Source organism: Diaphorobacter nitroreducens, assembly GCF_002214645.1.
Lineage (GTDB): Bacteria > Pseudomonadota > Gammaproteobacteria > Burkholderiales > Burkholderiaceae_C > Diaphorobacter > Diaphorobacter nitroreducens.
In genome coordinates this window covers 130989-148641 of record NZ_CP016278.1, presented here as the reverse complement: position 1 = coordinate 148641, position 17653 = coordinate 130989, and the positions used below count along the sequence as shown (strand labels likewise).

Annotated in this window: 17 protein-coding genes; all 17 read right to left on the bottom strand. The window is 64.3% G+C overall.

What is annotated here, in order from left to right; all coding sequences use genetic code 11:
* Window positions 1–52: 52 nt before the first annotated feature.
* The 17 genes from acpS to fabD all read right to left on the bottom strand — a co-directional run bounded on the left by acpS (window position 53) and on the right by fabD (window position 17620).
* Complete coding sequence (gene acpS, locus BA022_RS00675; protein WP_088886241.1) at window positions 53–445, bottom strand: holo-ACP synthase; 393 nt, start codon at window positions 443–445, stop codon at window positions 53–55.
* A 51-nt stretch (window positions 446–496) separates the two neighbouring features.
* Window positions 497–1276, bottom strand: coding sequence for a pyridoxine 5'-phosphate synthase (locus BA022_RS00670; protein WP_088886240.1), 780 nt, complete (start codon window positions 1274–1276; stop codon window positions 497–499).
* A gap of 139 nt (window positions 1277–1415) precedes the next feature.
* Window positions 1416–3104 (bottom strand): DUF4153 domain-containing protein, encoded by a 1689-nt coding sequence (locus BA022_RS00665; RefSeq protein ID WP_228403675.1) that lies wholly within the window; start codon window positions 3102–3104, stop codon window positions 1416–1418.
* A gap of 216 nt (window positions 3105–3320) precedes the next feature.
* Window positions 3321–4109 carry a DNA repair protein RecO gene (gene recO, locus BA022_RS00660; protein ID WP_011806386.1) on the bottom strand — a complete coding sequence of 263 codons (789 nt, stop codon included), beginning with the start codon at window positions 4107–4109 and terminating at the stop codon, window positions 3321–3323.
* Window positions 4110–4362: 253 nt separating this feature from the next.
* Window positions 4363–5376 (bottom strand): GTPase Era, encoded by a 1014-nt coding sequence (gene era, locus BA022_RS00655; protein ID WP_011806387.1) that lies wholly within the window; start codon window positions 5374–5376, stop codon window positions 4363–4365.
* Window positions 5373–6059, bottom strand: coding sequence for a ribonuclease III (gene rnc / locus BA022_RS00650; protein WP_088886238.1), 687 nt, complete (start codon window positions 6057–6059; stop codon window positions 5373–5375). Before rnc ends, era begins: the two co-directional genes overlap by 4 nt.
* 5 nt (window positions 6060–6064) lie before the next feature.
* Window positions 6065–6442 (bottom strand): DUF4845 domain-containing protein, encoded by a 378-nt coding sequence (locus tag BA022_RS00645; protein ID WP_088886237.1) that lies wholly within the window; start codon window positions 6440–6442, stop codon window positions 6065–6067.
* Window positions 6443–6469: 27 nt separating this feature from the next.
* Window positions 6470–7447, bottom strand: a complete 978-nt coding sequence (gene lepB, locus BA022_RS00640) for a signal peptidase I (RefSeq protein ID WP_088888474.1) — start codon at window positions 7445–7447, stop codon at window positions 6470–6472.
* A 5-nt stretch (window positions 7448–7452) separates the two neighbouring features.
* Window positions 7453–9261 (bottom strand): translation elongation factor 4, encoded by a 1809-nt coding sequence (lepA, locus tag BA022_RS00635; protein WP_011806391.1) that lies wholly within the window; start codon window positions 9259–9261, stop codon window positions 7453–7455.
* A gap of 440 nt (window positions 9262–9701) precedes the next feature.
* Window positions 9702–11132 carry a DegQ family serine endoprotease gene (locus BA022_RS00630; RefSeq protein WP_418236226.1) on the bottom strand — a complete coding sequence of 477 codons (1431 nt, stop codon included), beginning with the start codon at window positions 11130–11132 and terminating at the stop codon, window positions 9702–9704.
* Window positions 11133–11271: 139 nt separating this feature from the next.
* Window positions 11272–12297, bottom strand: coding sequence for a MucB/RseB C-terminal domain-containing protein (locus tag BA022_RS00625; RefSeq protein ID WP_088886235.1), 1026 nt, complete (start codon window positions 12295–12297; stop codon window positions 11272–11274).
* Between the two features lie 65 nt (window positions 12298–12362).
* Entirely contained in the window at window positions 12363–12986 is a 624-nt protein-coding gene (locus tag BA022_RS00620; RefSeq protein ID WP_088886234.1) for a sigma-E factor negative regulatory protein, read from the bottom strand.
* A 40-nt stretch (window positions 12987–13026) separates the two neighbouring features.
* Complete coding sequence (gene rpoE, locus BA022_RS00615) at window positions 13027–13662, bottom strand: RNA polymerase sigma factor RpoE (protein WP_088886233.1); 636 nt, start codon at window positions 13660–13662, stop codon at window positions 13027–13029.
* A gap of 621 nt (window positions 13663–14283) precedes the next feature.
* Complete coding sequence (gene fabF, locus BA022_RS00605) at window positions 14284–15528, bottom strand: beta-ketoacyl-ACP synthase II (protein WP_088886231.1); 1245 nt, start codon at window positions 15526–15528, stop codon at window positions 14284–14286.
* Window positions 15529–15586: 58 nt separating this feature from the next.
* Window positions 15587–15826 carry an acyl carrier protein gene (gene acpP, locus BA022_RS00600; RefSeq protein WP_003058049.1) on the bottom strand — a complete coding sequence of 80 codons (240 nt, stop codon included), beginning with the start codon at window positions 15824–15826 and terminating at the stop codon, window positions 15587–15589.
* Between the two features lie 103 nt (window positions 15827–15929).
* Window positions 15930–16670, bottom strand: a complete 741-nt coding sequence (gene fabG / locus BA022_RS00595) for a 3-oxoacyl-ACP reductase FabG (protein ID WP_088886230.1) — start codon at window positions 16668–16670, stop codon at window positions 15930–15932.
* On the bottom strand, window positions 16667–17620 hold the full coding sequence (fabD, locus tag BA022_RS00590; RefSeq protein ID WP_088886229.1) for an ACP S-malonyltransferase: 954 nt from the start codon (window positions 17618–17620) through the stop codon (window positions 16667–16669). The genes fabG and fabD overlap by 4 nt, the downstream gene beginning before the upstream one ends.
* Window positions 17621–17653 lie beyond the last annotated feature (33 nt).

Genomic DNA, 17653 nt, shown 5'->3' with positions numbered 1-17653 from the left:
ATTTTGATAGCTACCAGCGCTTGCCACACAAGCGCTGCGGGCTGATTTGGCTTCAATCTTTCTCGACCACGCAGAAGCTGGCGGCGTAGTCGCTCTCGTCGGTCACGCTCAGGTGGCAGCGCAGGCCGCGCGCGGCAAACCAGTCCTGCAGCGCGCCGTGCAGCACGATTGTGGGCTGGCCGCTGGGCAGGTTGGCCACCTCGCAGTGCCGCCAGGTCATGGGCATGTGCAGCCCCAAGCCGATGGCCTTGCTGAACGCCTCCTTGGCAGAAAAGCGCGTGGCCAGGTAGCGCACGCCGCGCTCGGGCCAGCGTGCCGAGCGGGCGCGCCAGGTGGCCAGCTCGCCATCGGCCAGCACCTTTTCGGCGAAGCGATCGCCATGGCACGCCAGGCTGGCGCGGATGCGGCGCACGTCGCAGATGTCGGTACCGATGCCGTAGATCATGGGGTTATGAGTCAAATAGGTCTCTAGCGCTTATCCAACAAGCGCCAGCAGCTATGGTTTCAGGAGTCCCCGCTCCGTCATGCCCTGGGCGATGCAGCGCTGGTAGGCGCGCACCGTGTCGCCGTAGCCCAACTCCAGCGCATCGGCGATCAGCGCATGGCCGATGGACACCTCCAGCACGCCAGGCACGTGGGCCAGGAAGTCCGCCAGGTTGTCGCGGCTGAGGTCGTGGCCCGCGTTCACCCCCAGGCCGACATCCAGCGCAGCCTGTGCGGCAGCACGGTAGCGCTCCAGTTGCACGGCCTGCTGCGGCGTGCCCCAGGCGGCGGCGTAAGGCTCGGTGTACAGCTCCACGCGGTCGGCCCCCACGGCGCGCGCGGCGGCCATCTGCTCGGGCACGGGGTCCATGAACAGGCTCACGCGCACGCCCAACTGCCGGCATTCGGCAATCAGGGGCGCCAGGCGCTCGGCATCTTGCGGAAAGCTCCAGCCGTGGTCGCTGGTGAACTGGTCCTGGCTGTCGGGCACGAAGGTGGCCTGGTGCGGGCGCACCCGGCGGATGAACTCCATCAGGTTGTGCGTGGGGTTGCCCTCGATGTTGTACTCGGCCTGCGGCCATTGCTTGAGCAGCTCGGCCAGTTGGTACACATCGTGCGCACGGATGTGCCGCTCGTCGGGGCGCGGATGGACGGTGATGCCCTGCGCCCCCGCCTCCAGGCACAGCTGCGCGGCGCGCAGCACGCTGGGAATGCCCAGATGGCGGGTGTTGCGCACCAGCGCCACTTTGTTGACGTTCACGGAGAGGGCGGTGCGCGCATGGGAGGTGGTCATGGGATGCGAAGCGGTGGCGTGAAGCTAGGCAATATAGCAATCTGCGACGGGGGCGGGGACGACGCTGCGCAAGGCCACGGCGCGCGGCGGCGCGGGTTGCGGCCGCGCCGGGGCGCCTGCGCAACGCCGCCGGGCCACCTCAGTCCGTCTCGCGCACCGAGTAGCGCTCGCCGCCGATCACCAGGTCGCGCCAACGGGGCGGCTGGGTCTGGACGCCCTGCTCCACCCACTGCCCGGCCCGCGCGCCCTGCACATGCCGGAGGTTGCCCTGCAGACGCCCCACCGTCCGCCACCGCGCACCGTCCCGCGCGAACACTTGGCTCGCATAACCGCTGAGCAGCACCTGCTCCGCCTGCCCGTCACCGTCCAGGTCGATGCGCAGCACGGGACAGGGCGCGGCCTCGGTGCAGGTCAGCGACAGCTGGTTCCCCCGCAGCTGGGTGAGCAGGAATTCAAGCCATGCGGCATCGGGCGCCGCCTCGGCGGGAAACGGCTGCAACCGGGCGCGCAGGGTCTCGGCGGTCCAAACAGGCGCTCCACGGCCCCGCGCGTACCGGTGCGTGTCCTGCTGGGCCGCCTGGGCCTGTTCCCGGATCTGCGCGGCCTGGGGGTGGCTCTGCTCCTGCGCCAACTGCTCCAACGCCGCGCGACCGGCCCGGCCCGCGTCCCAGCGCAGGTAGCGGAAGTCGAAGGCCTGCACGTCCACGCGCTGCGCCTGCAGGCGCGCCAGCTGGCTGGCGACAGCGATGCGCGCCGGGTCCAGCACGGGCGTGCAGGTCAACAAGGCCAGCGCAACGGCCAGCCAGGCCGCTGCCACGTTCACCCGCCGCGCCAGCGCCATCCAGGGCGCACCGCGCCGCAGTGCGGCCACCGCATACCCGACGGCGTAGACCGCCATCAGGGCCACGGCCAGCGCGGCCCAGACGCGGTCCGCGCTCCAGCCATACTGCGCCACCCGCAGTCCCAGCGCATAGGCGCACAGCGCGGCATACACGGGCATTGCCAGCAGGCCGGCCGCGCAAAAGCGCTGCAGCCCGGGGCCGAAGCGCTGGCTTTCCGCCCGGCCGTCGCTCCAGGCCACGTTGAACAGAAACACCAGCCACGCCATGAGACCGAGCATGAGCGCCGTGGCGTGCCCAGTCTTCCACAGCGGCGCCAGGCCGCGCACCGGCAGCGCCACGAGGAACAGCACAGCGATCAGGCAGGCCAGCGGCAACAGCCAGCCCAGCACCTGGAGCATCGAACGCCAGAAACCCGCCAACGCCTCTTCCCGCGCCGCGTACAGCGACAGTCCCAGGCTGAACGCCATCGGGGTGGCCATGTAGACGAACGGGCGGCTGGTGAATGTGTCCATGAAGAGCGACACGCCCAGCACCTTGAACAGCCCGGCCAGCAGGAACAGCAGGGCCCAGAACAACCCCGCGAACAGGCCCGCCAACAGCAACTGGAAGGCATGGCGCCAGGCCGTGGCGAAGAGCCGGGCGTAGTCGCGCGCCCAGGTGCCGCTGGCCAGGCGTTGCTCGGCAAAAGGCAGCAGCACGAACCAGCTGCAGGACAGCAGCACCCCCAGGGCCATGGCGGCGCGGCCGCGGTTCTCACCCAACGATGCATGGCCCGCATAAGCCGCGGCAGCGGCGAACACCATGGCCAGGGCCGCCGCGTGCACCCACAGCAGGCGGCGTGCACGGTGCGCGGCCAGCAGTTGCAGGGTCGGCGGCACCACCAGCACCACGGCGTAGAGCGGCCAGAGCACAGCGGCGTTGCCCTTCGGCAGCAGCCCATGCAACGCCCACAATGCGGCGCCCTGCGCGATCGCCCAGCCAATCATCCACCCTCTTGCCCTGCCATGCTCCATGCCCTGTTCCCTCCCGTTGTCTGTGTTTCAAAAGCTGCCCTCAAACCCATCGCGGAAGCGATTCTCGCGGACTGGCCCGTCTGCACGGCACATCGGGCGCCGACAGCGCGTGCCATTGGCAAGATATGTCACGGCGCCTGGGCACGGAGCTAAGACCACGCGCCGCGTGGAAAGCCTGAGGACAACTTCTCAGAGTTTCTGCAGATCCATCATCAGCTGGCGCGTGCGCAGCAAGGGGCTGCCGCAGTGGTATTGCAGCAGCGCACGCAACTGCGTCTTGAGATCGGCCGCCACCGGCGCCTCGGCTGTCGCGATGGCCCGCAGCGTGGCGGTGTAGCGCGCGGGCTCGTCCAGCGCGCCCTGCAGGGCCAGCCACTGGCCTCCCGAAAGCGCCGCCCGGTCGGCCGGCACGGCCGGGCGCAGGCCGGCTTCCGGCACGAGCGCGTAGCGCGCCGCCGCGTGCAGCGGAGCAAGCGTGGAGGTCTCGGCATCCAGGCCCGGCAGCAGGCCGATCTCGCGCAGCAGCAGCAGCTCGAAGCTGCGCAGCACGGGCTCCAGCGCATCGCCATGTTCCCCCTCGTGGTCCACGGTTGCCAGCACGCGCACCACGCCGGCATAGGTATCGAACAGCGGCGCGTGGGTGTCCTCACGCGCCAGCAGCCGCAGGAGCAGTTCGTTGAGGTACAGGCCCGACAGCAACGCATCACCCGTCGGCATGACATGGCCACCCGCCCACTCCGCGCCCTTGAGCGCATGGATCTCACCATGCCCCTCGCCGCCCAGCGTGTAGGTCACCCGCAGCGGCTGCAGCGGCAGCAGCACGGGCCGAAAGTTGGAGGTGGGCTTCTTCGCCCCTTTGGCGACCAGCGCCACGCGGCCGTAATGGCGCGTGAACGTCTCCAGGATCAGGCTAGATTCGCTCCAGTCGTAGCTGTGGAGTACGTAGGCGGGCTCGTCGGCGATGCGGCGGGCGGCCATGAATTGCTATTTTTTTAATAGCTCCCAGCGCTTGACAGATGAGCGCTGGAGGCTGATTTGCTTGAAAATCCGTGTGCAAGCATCACCCGCGCCGCGTGACGTCGCCACTGCACCACCCGTCAGAGAGCAGCGAAACGGGCCACGCCAGAAGCCTGCGCGGAGCGAGCCTTGCCCAGCCACCGCGTCACCCCTGTGCCCGCGAAACGCAGCGCCGCGCGCAGGGGAAGACGGCACAGCCGTTCACGGGACGGTCCTATTCATAACCGAAGGAGCGCACGCGCGCTTCATCATCGGCCCAGCCGGAACGCACCTTGACCCAGACCTCCAGAAACACCTTGGCATCCATGAGCTTTTCAAGCTCCTGCCGTGCCTCGGTGCTGATGCGCTTCAGGCGTTCGCCCTTTTCGCCGATCACCATGGCCTTGTGACCGTCGCGCTCCACCACAATGGTGGCCGCGATGCGGATGAAGCGCTTGTGCTGCTTGCTCTTTTCCTCATCGAACTTGTCGATGACCACCGTAGAGGTGTAGGGCAATTCGTCGCCCGTGAAGCGGAACAGCTTCTCGCGCACGGTTTCAGAGGCGAGGAATTTCTCGCTGCGGTCGGTCAATTCGTCCTCGGCATACCACCAGGGCTGCTCGGGCAGGTACTTTTCGCAGATGCCGTACAGGCGCTCGATATCGCCCTTGTTCTTGGCCGACATGGGCACGAACTCCGCGAACGGGTGGCGGCCCTGCATGTCCCGCAGCCACGGTGCGATCTCGGCGCGGCGATGCACGGTATCGAGCTTGTTGGCGATGAGCAGCGTGGGGATGCCCGGCTTGAACAGCGACAGCACCTTGGCGTCGGCCAGCGTGAAGCTGCCGGCCTCGACCACGAAGAGAATCAGGTCCACGTCGCCAATCGCGCCCATCACGGTCTTGTTGAGCGACTTGTTGAGCGCGGTGGAATGCCGGGTCTGAAAGCCCGGCGTGTCCACGAACACGAACTGCGTGGCGCCGCGTGTGCGGATGCCCGTGATACGGTGGCGCGTGGTCTGCGCCTTGCGACTGGTGATGGAAATCTTCTGCCCCACCAGCGCATTCATCAGCGTGGACTTGCCCACATTGGGTTTGCCCACGATGGCGATCAGCCCGCAGCGCTGCCCGCTGGCCTCGGCCGGGGCATCGCCGCCGGGGCGCGCGGCCGCCAGCATGGCTTCCAGGTCATTTTGGCCGCTAGCGCCCGAATCGTCTGCGCTACCAGCTACGGTTTCAGTAGCATTCATACGTTTTTCGCTTTCAACTGGACCAGCATGGCACCGGCAGCGGCCTGCTCAGCGGCGCGGCGCGATGCGCCGCTGCCGCGCTCCACGCGCTGCAACTCGACCACCTCGCACTCCACATGGAACACCTGGTTGTGCGCGGCGCCCGTGGTGGAGACGACCCGGTACTGAGGCAGATTCATTTTGCGGCCCTGCAGCCACTCCTGCAACGCGGTCTTGGCATCCTTCGCAGCCTCCTGCAAGCGCGGACTCAATTCCACGCCCTCGAACAGGCGGTGCACCAGCCGTTCGGCGCACTCATAGCCCGCATCCAGGTACACCGCGCCGATGATCGCCTCCAATGCATCGGCCAGGATGGACGGGCGCAGCTTGCCGCCGGACTTGGCCTCGCCCTCCCCCAGGCGCAGCACCGGCGGCAACTGCAGCCGCACGGCGATCTGGTGCAGCGAGTCCTGCTTGACGAGCAGTGCACGCACGCGCGACAACTCCCCTTCGGGCAGGTCGCGCATGCGGCGAAACAGCAGGCTGGAGACCGCGAGGCTCAGCACCGAGTCGCCCAGGAATTCCAGGCGTTCGTTGTGGTCCGCGCTGAAGCTGCGGTGGGTGAGCGCGCGCTGCAGCAGCGACGCATCGGAGAACTGATGCTGCAGGCGTTGCTGCAGCGTGGAGAGACTGGCCGGTTGCACTAAGACTAGTAATTCGGGGGTTGGGTCGATTCCTGGAAGCGGTAGACCAGGAAGGCCGGTCCCGCCAGGGCAATTTCACGCGAATAGCTGAATGACACCACGATCTTCTCGTTCCGCTTGGTGATTTCCAGGTCCTTGCCGGCAATGGAATGGATGTCGTCGATTTGGGCTGCCCTGTCGAATGCCACGCGGATCTCGGGCACCGTCGAGCCGTCGCGCGCCGCCTTCGCTGCGGCCTTCTTGATCGCGAAGTATTCCAGGAAGATGGGTACGGACTGCCCGCCGATCGCGAATGCGGCCACAGCGATCAGGCCCACGAAAATCACGCCGATGAACGACAGCCCCCGCTGACGCGAACGAGTGGTGGTGCGTTGTGCTCCCATGTCTGCTTCCCTCTCTGCCAATACTGGTTAGTTGAACGGTCCGATGCGCTTGAGATTACCGAAGTTCATCCACACGAAGAAGGCCTTGCCCACGATGTTCCCGTCCGGCACGAACCCCCAGTAGCGCGAATCGAGCGAATTATCGCGGTTGTCACCCATCATGAAGTAGTGCCCTTCAGGCACCTTGCAGGTCACGCCCTCGACGCTGTAGCGGCACTGATCGCGGAATTGGTAATTGCTCGCACCCTGCACGAACGCCGGAACTTCGGGGTTGTTGAGAAGACGGTGCGGGTGTGCGCCCAGTTGCTCTTCGAACTGCTTGAAATAGCGCATCGCGTCCGGGTCGAAGAAGTCCGGTAGTGCCGTGGTGGGCACCGGCGTGCCATTCACCGTCAGGCGCTTGTTCAGGTAGGCCACCTCATCCCCTGGGATACCCACCACGCGCTTGATGTAGTCCATGTTGGGTTGCGGCGGGTAGCGGAACACCACCACGTCACCACGCTGCAGCGGATTGCCTTCAGTGATCTTGGTGTTGATCACGGGCAGGCGCAGGCCATAGGTGAACTTGTTCACCAGGATCAGGTCGCCCACGAGCAGCGTCGGGATCATCGACCCCGAGGGAATCTTGAAGGGCTCGAACAGGAACGAGCGCAGCAGAAAGACGATGGCGATCACGGGAAAGAGCCCCGCAGTCCAGTCCAGCCACCAGGGCTGCATGAGGATGCGCCCCTTGGCTTCCTGGAGGTCGTCCTGGTCCACCTTCTGAATGCCCATGCGATCCAACTCGGCGCGGCGCTGGGCCGCGGCGGCCTCCAGCGCCTGCGCGGCCTGGCGGCGCCGGGGCAGGAAGATGAAGCGCTCGGCCAGCCAGTACGCCCCGGTCACCACCGTAGCCAGGAACAGCAGCAGCGCGAAGTTGCCCTCGAGCGCGCCGAAATACCACGCGCCCACATAGCCCACGAATGCCGCGAGCACCGCGGCCGTGATGTATTGCATGACTTGCACAGCGATCAATCCTCAACCTGCAGAATCGCCAGGAAGGCCTCTTGCGGCACCTCCACCGAACCAATCTGCTTCATGCGTTTCTTGCCTGCCTTCTGCTTTTCCAGCAGCTTGCGCTTGCGGGTAATGTCGCCGCCGTAGCACTTGGCCAGCACGTTCTTGCGCAATGCCTTGATGGTCTCGCGCGCGATGATGTTGGCGCCGATGGCCGCCTGGATGGCCACGTCGAACATCTGACGCGAGATGATCTCGCGCATCTTCGCCGCCACCGCGCGGCCGCGGTATTGCGACTGGCTGCGGTGGACGATGATGGACAGCGCGTCCACCTTTTCGCCGTTGAGCAGGATGTCCACCTTGACCACGTCGGAAGGGCGGTACTCCTTGAACTCATAGTCCATCGAGGCATAGCCGCGCGAGACGCTCTTGAGCTTATCGAAGAAGTCCAGCACGATCTCGCCCAGCGGCAGTTCGTAGGTCAGCATGACCTGGCGGCCGTGGTACTGCATGTTCATCTGCACGCCGCGCTTCTGGTTGGCCAGCGTCATGACCGGGCCCACGTAGTCCTGCGGCATATACAGGTGCACGGTCACGATGGGCTCGCGGATCTCCTGAATCTTGCCCTGGTCGGGCATCTTGGACGGGTTCTCGACCATAATGACCTCGCCGTCGCCCTTGACCACCTCGTACACCACGCTGGGCGCGGTGGTGATCAGGTCCTGGTCGAATTCGCGCTCCAGGCGTTCCTGCACGATCTCCATGTGCAGCAGCCCCAGGAAGCCGCACCGGAAGCCAAAGCCCAGCGCCTGCGAAACCTCGGGTTCGAAGTGCAGCGACGCATCGTTGAGCTGCAGCTTTTCCAGGGCGTCGCGCAGCGCGTCGTATTGGTTGGCTTCCGTCGGGTACAGGCCGGCAAACACCTGGGGCTGGATTTCCTTGAAGCCCGGCAGCGCCTCCGTGGCGGGGCCCAGGTTGTTGGGCAGCTTCTTTTCCAGCGTGATGGTGTCGCCCACCTTCGCTGCCTTCAGTTCCTTGATGCCGGCGATGATGTAGCCCACCTCGCCCGCCTCCAACGCATCGCGCGACTGCTGCGCGGGCGTGAACACACCGAGGTTGTTCGCCTCGTAGGCAGCGCCGCTGGCCATCATCTTGAAGCGTTCGCCCTTCTGCAACCGGCCATCGACCACACGGACCAGCATGACGACGCCCACGTAGGAGTCAAACCAACTATCGATGATCATCGCGCGCAGCGGCGCCTCGGACTGGCCGCGCGGGGCCGGCACCTTGGCAACGATCTGCTCCAGCACGTCGTCGATGCCCATGCCTGTCTTGGCCGAAATGGCAATGGCTTCGCTTGCGTCGATGCCGATTACATCCTCGATCTCGGCCTTGGCGGTGTCTGGATCGGCCTGGGGCAGATCCATCTTGTTGAGCACGGGCAGCACTTCCACACCCAGATCCAGCGCGGTGTAGCAGTTGGCCACGGTCTGCGCCTCGACGCCCTGCGATGCATCGACCACCAGCAATGCACCCTCACACGCCGAAAGCGAGCGCGACACCTCATAAGAGAAGTCCACGTGGCCCGGCGTATCGATCAGGTTCAGGTTGTAGACCTTGCCATCACGCGCTTTGTATTGCAGTGCCGCGGTCTGCGCCTTGATGGTGATCCCGCGCTCCTTCTCGATGTCCATCGAGTCGAGCACCTGTGCTTCCATCTCCCGGTCGGCCAGTCCCCCGCAGCGTTGGATGATGCGGTCAGCAAGCGTGGACTTGCCGTGGTCAATGTGCGCAATGATCGAAAAATTTCTGATGTGGTTCATCAACGGGATACGACAAGTATTTGAACTGCAAGGCTCATGACAAGAAAAAAGGGCGCGTCAAACAAGCGACGCGCCCTGAACCAACAATCTTTGGCAACTGCGATAGTTGGAGCTTCATTGTAGGCAAAAAGGCCCCGACAAGGGGTGCGTCCTACAAGCGCCCGGGGTCGTTGCCGGGCTGCAACGAGGCACTTATCCACATCTTATTCAACCAACACATCTCAAATTGCTGAATAACAAGTGAACAAGCCATGGAAAACCTGTGCATGACTTAGCGCGTTTTCCGCATGGCGACGTTCAAGGTGGAGTTATATTGATTGGCGCCTTTGAAAGGCACTTATTCTATCAATAAGTACATAGCGCCCCGTTGATACCGACCCTGCGAAAGAGCGTCCCCCGCTACGGAATCGCAGGGCTCCTGCGAGCCTTGGCGACGCTGCCTAGCGGTTCGGGCGGATCAGTGCATATTGCGCCCATTCGCCGCGACGGAAAAGCACGTTGATGGGTTTTCCCATGTCAGCCTTCGCTAGTACCGCTTCGAAATCCTTGAGGTTACGGACTTCGGTGTTAGCCAGCGCGACGATCACATCGTCTGCCCGCAGGCCGGCACGCGCCGCCGCGTCGTTGGCAGAGACCACGCGCACCCCTCCCTTCACCTTCAGTTCCTTCGCCTGCGCAGCGGTCAGGTCGGCAACGACCAAGCCGATCTGCTGAGCCGCTGTCGAGGACTTGCCCTTGCCTTCTGCTTCGGCTGCCTTGGCTGCGACCTTTTCATCAGGCTCCACCTCGGCGATGGTGATCGACAGGTCGCGCAATGCGCCACGGCGGAACACCGTGATATGGGTCTTGGTTCCTGGCTTGGTGTTGCCCACCAAGCGGGGAAGGTCAGACACCTTCTCGACTGCCTTGCCGTCATAGCGCGTGATCACGTCGCCCGCCTCGATGCCAGCCTTCTCCGCGGGGGATCCAGTCTCCACGCCACGCACCAGCGCGCCGTCGGTTTTGCCAAGCCCGATGGACTCCGCCACATCCTTGGGAACCGAGCCAATCTGCACTCCAATGCGGCCACGGCTCACGCGACCGCTCACGCGCAGTTGCTCGCTCACGCGCATAGCCTCGTCAATGGGAATGGCGAACGAGATACCCATGAATCCGCCGGAGCGGGAGTAGATCTGGCTGTTGATGCCCACCACCTCACCCCGCATGTTGATCAGAGGGCCGCCGGAGTTACCGGGATTGATGGCCACATCCGTCTGGATGAAGGGCAGATAGTCACCCGTATCGCGCTGTTTGGCACTCACGATGCCGGCGGTCACTGTGTTTTCCAGGCCAAAGGGAGAGCCGATTGCCATGACCCATTCACCCGCTTTAAGACGGCCCACGTCACCCACCTTTACCGCGGGCAGTCCCGTGGCGTCGATCTTGACGACGGCAACGTCGGTGCGCTTGTCCGAGCCGATGATCTTGGCCTTGAACTCCCGCTTGTCGGTCAGCGTCACGATCACTTCGTCCGCCCCCTCCACCACGTGGGCGTTGGTCATGACATAGCCGTCAGGACTCAGAATGAACCCCGACCCCACGCCACGCGGCTGTTCTTCGGGCTGCGGACGCTGCGGCCCCTGCTGGCGTGGAATGTTGGGCACCGGGATACCAAAACGCCGGAAGAACTCCAGCATGTCTTCATCCATGCCCCCGATGGAGGGCCTCGCCGTCACCTTCTCGGTTGTGCGAATGTTCACCACGGACGGTCCCACCTGCTCGACCAGTTCGGTGAAGTCAGGCAGGCCACGCACCACGGCAGCAGGCTGGGCCTGTACCGAAGCGGGCGCCGCCACCAAGCCTGCGCCGCCCATTGTCAAGGCGATGGCCATAGCGCAGGGCCACCATGCGCGCTTTGCACGGAGTTTCGTCATCATCAGCCTTTCTTTTCCAGACAACCCGCAACAGCGGGAATAGCGGTTTGTGGGAAAGCGGCGCGCATTGGTTCCCGTACACCGGGAACGGCGCGCATCACTCGCCCTTGCGTTGGACGGACTCGATGAACCGCTGGAGCGTGCGGGCGGGAACTTCCCCCACAGCGGTCACCCAGGCGGTTTTATGCACCTGCCGGCCCACCACTTGTGTGGCGCCCATGCTGGCACTGCGCACAGATGCAGCATGGCGTGCGGCATCGAACGGCTCCACAAAGACGGAAAGCGTGGCCAAGCCGTCTGAGTAAATGCACTGCAATAGCGGGCCAGACGCCATGGCCATCACGTCTTTGCGATAGCAGCCCTGGGAGACGAATCCGGTCACCGCCTTGCCCATGGTCCAGCCTTGCGCTTCGGCCGTCGTCCGCTGAAGAGGGACCTTCACGAGACGATACCCCTGCAAGTCCTCCATCATCTGTTCGATGCTCGACAGATCCGCCGGGACATCCAGATTCAGTTCCGAAAATGCCGCCTGCTCCAGGAGCCGACCTTCGCCGTCCAAGGTCTGCATCTTGACAACCAGTCCAGACACACGATCCACCCAGATTTGGTAGCCGAATCGCCAGGCGTCACGGGGCTGGAATAAAAGCCGATCGGCATCCCTCCCGGCCACGCGCTCCTGCCCGAGGGCTCGCAGTGCGTAATGCTGCGAAGGATGGACACCCTTGGCATCGGCAACACGCGGAAAAGCACCGGGCACGTCGCGCAATTCGCTGCGTACCACACGGGCATGCGGAAGGAAGGTGCGGACCTCCTCTTCGCGCCGGAAGACCACCCGTGGTGTTCCGCTCAGCGCCTCGACCCGCTCAATCTGCCGCGCACCCTCGCAGGCATGCCAGATCCGGGAACTGACCATGGCCCCATTGGAAGAAAGAACCACGAACGTGCCGCGGTAGCTGCGAAACAGCGAAGCATGGTGCATGCGCGCAACCCACTCCGCCACGTCGCGTGGTTCGCCAGGGGTCGTTGGTGCGGGGCCTGACATGCAGTTCGCTGCAGCCACGCCACAGAGCATCAAACCGCCACACACCAACCACCATGACCGCAACCTGCGGCAGCACTGCATTACTCGCCACCGAATCACGCGCCTGGACTCCCTAGCCTAGACATTCCAACGATGAGCCCGACCCTTTAGCGCGCAGGCGCTTCAAACGTGGCGTTCCGCAGGAAGCCTGCCGGCATCTGCAGTGCAGTCGTGCTGCCAAACTGCTTGTGCGCCGCGAGCAACTCATCCAGACGCGGATCACGCAACATGACCTGTTGCCCATCAGGGCCGGCGGCTGTGGCCAGCAGAGCGGGCGCCGTGGCCGTCATGGCTGGCTGGGCCGCCGCCAACTGCGCGCCTGCCGCGCGGCCGTCACCTTCGGCGCCCAGATAAACACTCCATCCAACAGCCGCGACTGCGGCAAACGACGCGAACCCTGCCGCCACCTTCCAGCGGAACACTTCGGCGTTGACTGCGTTGTCTTTCGTCCGCCCCGCCTTCATAGAGGCCACGTGACCTACCTCCACGGCCGCCAAACGGGGCGCCGGTTCGCGCGCCAGTTGCGTGCGCAGGCGGTCTACGAGTTCAAGGTCTCCCATACCCGCTGCTTCAGAACTGCGCAGGGTGTCACCTATCAAATGGTAGAGCTGCCACGTCGCCCGCCCCTCGGCGTTCGCGGCATAGGTGAGCGCGTGCGCAAATTCTTCGCCCTGCAACTCCCCATCGGCCAAAGCCGACAGCTGTTCTCGCATCATCATGTCGTCGTTCATGGTGTTTACTCGCCAAACCGCGCCATTGCCATTCACACGCCTACCACCGCTTGCCGGAGCGCTTCTCCAGCAAAGGCTTGACCCGCGCGGAAATTGCCTCGCGCGCACGGAAGATCCGCGAGCGCACCGTACCGATGGGGCATTCCATGGCTACGGCAATTTCCTCGTAACTCAACCCCTCGATCTCCCGCAGAGTCACGGCCTGCCGCAAATCCTCGGGCAGTGCCTCCATGGCCGCATTGACAGCGGCAGCGATTTCCTGGGCCGCCAACACGGTTTCGGGGGTTTCGTCGCTGATTAGTTCACGATCCAGGAAGGAAGTTTCATCTTCGGACTCGCTGCTGCCGCGAAGAGCGCTCTCCGTGACAACCGGATTGCGTTTCATGTCTACCAGCGCCTTCTTGGCGGTGTTCACGGCGATGCGGTAGAGCCAGGTATAGAACTGCGCCTCTCCACGGAACTGGTGCAAGGCTCGGTAGGCGCGCAAAAAGGTTTCCTGCGTGATGTCGGCCACCAGATCGGTATCGCGCACCATACGCCCCACCAGGCGCTCGATGCGCCGCTGGTATTTGATGACCAGAAGTTCATAGGCGCGCTGGTCCCCCGCGACGGTGCGCTCGACCAATCGCAGATCACTGTCGGCGGGCTCTTGGGGCGCGGGCGATGGGGTCGTCATGTCTTGTGGGATGCTCCGCCACCCTGCGGGGGTGGCATTCCGTCGGTTGTCTGCTTCGCGGGCGCGCCAGCGAGGGGGCCGCCACGGGCGCGCGAATATACCGCACGCCGCAGAGCCGGCCATTGGAGAGGGTCGCTCCTGCATTCCATCCACAGCCATTGCCGTGTGTGGGATGCCCCTTGCACGGAAAGCGTCAGGATGGTCTGTAAGTCAAGATACACCGCGGGTGACTGATCCACGGGCACACGTATGCCCGTTCGCCCAGTCTCCAACCACCACAGGCTGCCATCCCACACCAAAAAGCCTTCCGGCAGGCGGTGCCAGAAGCGCCAGGCCGCCGCCGTACCCAACACCCAGGCCACAGCACCAACCCAGGCGCGCATGGCCAGGTCGGGCTGACGTCCATGGGATAGCAACCAGACCGATAGACAGGCCATGCCGGCCAGCGCCAACAAGAAAAGGGTGCGGGCCACCACGAGCGAGCGGCCATAGGGGTAGCGAATGGCGGGAGCGTGCAAGGACTCACGCATGGTGGACGTTAGCCAAACACTGGGGAGGACGAGCCCGCACGATGATCCAGAGACTCGCGGACGCGCCGGCCGCCGCGCCAGGCCCGATCAATCAGACGCGCCGAAACACCAGCGTTCCGTTGGTGCCACCAAAGCCAAAATTGTTCTTGACTGCGATGTCGATCTTCATGTCCCGCGCCGTGTTGGCACAGTAGTCCAGATCGCACTCCGGATCCTGCTCGAAGATATTCGTGGTAGGAGGCACCTTCTGCTGGTGCAAAGCGAGTACGGTGAACACACTCTCAATGCCTCCCGCTCCACCAAGCAAATGCCCGGTCATCGATTTGGTCGAACTCACCACCATCTTCTTGGCATGGTCACCCAGTGCCGCCTTGATGGCATTGGTTTCGTTGAGATCCCCCAGCGGCGTGGACGTGCCGTGCGCATTGAGGTAATCCACCTCGTCGACATTCACGCCGGCATTGCGCAGTGCGGCAACCATGGCACGCCGCGGGCCATCCATATTGGGTGCCGTCATGTGCCCGGCGTCGGCGCTCATGCCATAGCCCAACACCTCGGCGTAGATGCGCGCGCCACGCGCCTTGGCGTGTTCGTACTCCTCCAGCACCAGAACCCCCGCACCCTCCCCGAGAACGAAGCCATCGCGGTCCTTTTCCCAGGGGCGTGACGCCGTCTGCGGATCATCGTTGCGCGTGGACAGGGCACGCATGGCTGCGAAGCCGCCCACACCCAGGGGCGAGACGGTGGACTCCGTACCGCCAGCGACGATCACATCGGCGTCCCCGTATTCGATCTTGCGGGCCGCTTCGCCGATGCAGTGCAGGCCCGTGGTGCAGGCTGTGACCACCGACAGGTTCGGTCCCTTGAAGCCGAAGCGCATCGACACCTGGCCAGCCACCATGTTGATGATGGATGCAGGGACGAAAAACGGCGTGATGCGGCGCGGCCCCCGGTTGGTCAACTCCGCATGCGTGTTCTCGATCAGCGGCAGTCCGCCGATACCGGAGCCAATGATGCAGCCGATGCGGGTCGCCAATTCATCGTCCAGCGCCTCGCCCGTGGGCAGACCAGCGTCGCGCACTGCCTCTTCGGCTGCCGCGATACCGTAATGGATGAACGTATCCATCGTGCGCGCATCTTTGGCACTGATGAAGGAGTCCAGGTCAAAACCCTTGACCTCGCCAGCTATCTTGCAGGCAAAGTTCGTCGTATCGAACTTGGTGATGAGGTCTATGCCGGATTTCCCGGCGAGGATGTTGGCCCAGGCATCGGCCACCGTATTGCCAACGGGGGTGATGCAACCCAGGCCGGTCACGACAACGCGACGACGGCTCATGCGCTAAACCTTTTGCTGATGGGATGCCGCGCCCCAGGGAGTGCGGGGCGGCAGCGACTTAGGCCTTCTGGTGGGTATTGGCGTAGTCGATGGCGTTTTGCACCGTCGTGATCTTCTCTGCGTCTTCGTCAGGGATCTCGATGCCGAACTCGTCTTCCAGCGCCATCACCAGTTCCACCGTGTCCAGCGAGTCGGCACCCAGATCTGCCACGAAGGCTTTTTCGTTGGTGACTTGGGACTCTTCCACGCCGAGTTGTTCGGCAATGATTTTTTTGACACGTGCTTCGATATCGCTCATGGTTTCCCTCAGGGGGTTGTGAATGAATCCGCGATTCTAGCCGCTCCGGGTAAAGCCCCGTAGCAGCCCGCCGTACGGACAAAACGGCGTCAACTGACTTTAATTACATGTACATGCCGCCATTGACATGCAACTCCTGTCCCGTCACATAACCTGCACCAGCCGATGCAAGGTAAGCCACGGCATGGGCGATGTCACTGGGCTGCCCCAATTCGCCCATGGCGATCTGGGATTTCAGCGCTTTTTTCTGCTCTTCCGGCAGATCGGCAGTCATGTCGGTAGCAATGAAACCCGGAGCCACGCAGTTCACCGTGATACCGCGGCTGCCCAGTTCACGCGCCAACGCGCGGGTCATACCTGCCACACCAGCCTTCGCGGCCGCGTAGTTGGCCTGTCCGGGGTTGCCCGATGCGCCCACCACGCTGGTGATACTGATGATGCGCCCAAAGCGCTGTTTCATCATGGGCCGAATAGCCGCACGGCTGACGCGGAAAACGGCCTTGAGATTGGTGTCAAGCACGGCATCCCAGTCGTCGTCCTTCATGCGCATGGCCAGCGTGTCACGCGTGATGCCCGCGTTGTTCACCAGCACATGCAGGCCTCCATGCTCCTTGACGATGGCATCCACCAGCGTGTCCACGGCTGCGCCGTCGGTCACGTTCAACCTGACGCCCTTGCCGCCGTAGGCCGCCAGGGCCTGGCCGATGCGCTGCGCGCCTTCATCCGTGGTGGCCGTACCAATCACGCGCAAGCCCCGCTGGGCGAGCTCGGCGGCAATGGCGGCTCCGATGCCGCGGGTGGCGCCGGTAACCAGCGCAATCTGGGGAGAGGCGGATTCACTCATGCCAGCAGTTCCTTGGTTTCGGCCAGCGTGGCCGGGTCAAACAGTGAGGCGCCAACCAGTTCGGGGTCGATGCGCTTGGTCATCCCGGCCAGCACCTTGCCGGGCCCACATTCGATCACATGCGTCACGCCACGCGCCCTCAGCGCCTGCACACACTCCACCCAGCGCACCGGGCCGAAGGCCTGCCGATAGAGTGCATCGCGGATGGCATCTGCGTCTTGCTGCACCGCGACGTCCACATTGTTGACCACGGGAATGCGCGGAGCGCCCAATTCCAGTGCAGTGAGCGCGGCACGCAGTTTTTCTGCGGCGGGCTTCATCAGGCTGGAGTGGAAGGGCGCCGACACCGGCAACGGCAGTGCGCGCTTGGCGCCCGCTGCCTTGAGCACTTCGCAGGCTTTCTCAACACCCGCCTTGGTGCCCGCAATCACGGTCTGAGCGGGATCGTTGAAATTCACGGCTTCCACCACATCGGTGGATCCAGCACCAAAGCTGGCCATAGCCTCGGCGCAACCGGCGATCACCTTGGCTGACTCCAGTCCGAGGATGGCCGCCATGGCGCCAACCCCCACAGGCACGGCCTCCTGCATGGCGGCGGCACGCAGGCGCACCAGCGGAGCTGCCTGGGCCAGACTCAAAACACCCGAGGCCACCAACGCGGAGTATTCGCCCAGGGAGTGCCCGGCCACGGCAACCGGCAGTGCCCCGCCCTCAGCGCACCACACGCGCCAAGCCGCAATCCCGGCCACCAGCATCACCGGCTGGGTGTTGGTGGTAAGGGCCAGCGCCTCCTTGGGCCCCGCATGAATCAACGCACCGACGTCTTCGCCGAGCGCCTCTGAAGCCTCGCGCAGCGTCTCGGCCACCACGGGATGGTCACCCCAAGCGTCCAGCATGCCCACCGACTGCGAGCCTTGGCCGGGGAACACAAATGCAAAAGTTTTCGACATGGTCAAACAGTTCAAGACAAAAAGCGGCTCCAG

Bases quoted from the DNA above. Each gene is read 5' to 3' on its own strand.
- BA022_RS00625 (WP_088886235.1), bottom strand. From the start codon at position 12,297: ATGCAGTGCTGCCGCAGGTTGCGGTCATGGTGGTTGGTGTGTGGCGGT.
- lepA (WP_011806391.1), bottom strand. From the start codon at position 9,261: ATGAACCACATCAGAAATTTTTCGATCATTGCGCACATTGACCACGGC.
- fabF (WP_088886231.1), bottom strand. From the start codon at position 15,528: ATGAGCCGTCGTCGCGTTGTCGTGACCGGCCTGGGTTGCATCACCCCC.
- BA022_RS00665 (WP_228403675.1), bottom strand. From the start codon at position 3,104: ATGATTGGCTGGGCGATCGCGCAGGGCGCCGCATTGTGGGCGTTGCAT.
- BA022_RS00630 (WP_418236226.1), bottom strand. From the start codon at position 11,132: ATGGCCATCGCCTTGACAATGGGCGGCGCAGGCTTGGTGGCGGCGCCC.
- BA022_RS00620 (WP_088886234.1), bottom strand. From the start codon at position 12,986: ATGAACGACGACATGATGATGCGAGAACAGCTGTCGGCTTTGGCCGAT.
- fabD (WP_088886229.1), bottom strand. From the start codon at position 17,620: ATGTCGAAAACTTTTGCATTTGTGTTCCCCGGCCAAGGCTCGCAGTCG.
- BA022_RS00670 (WP_088886240.1), bottom strand. From the start codon at position 1,276: ATGACCACCTCCCATGCGCGCACCGCCCTCTCCGTGAACGTCAACAAA.
- acpP (WP_003058049.1), bottom strand. From the start codon at position 15,826: ATGAGCGATATCGAAGCACGTGTCAAAAAAATCATTGCCGAACAACTC.
- era (WP_011806387.1), bottom strand. From the start codon at position 5,376: ATGAATGCTACTGAAACCGTAGCTGGTAGCGCAGACGATTCGGGCGCT.
- recO (WP_011806386.1), bottom strand. From the start codon at position 4,109: ATGGCCGCCCGCCGCATCGCCGACGAGCCCGCCTACGTACTCCACAGC.
- rpoE (WP_088886233.1), bottom strand. From the start codon at position 13,662: ATGACGACCCCATCGCCCGCGCCCCAAGAGCCCGCCGACAGTGATCTG.
- acpS (WP_088886241.1), bottom strand. From the start codon at position 445: ATGATCTACGGCATCGGTACCGACATCTGCGACGTGCGCCGCATCCGC.
- fabG (WP_088886230.1), bottom strand. From the start codon at position 16,670: ATGAGTGAATCCGCCTCTCCCCAGATTGCGCTGGTTACCGGCGCCACC.
- BA022_RS00645 (WP_088886237.1), bottom strand. From the start codon at position 6,442: ATGGGAGCACAACGCACCACCACTCGTTCGCGTCAGCGGGGGCTGTCG.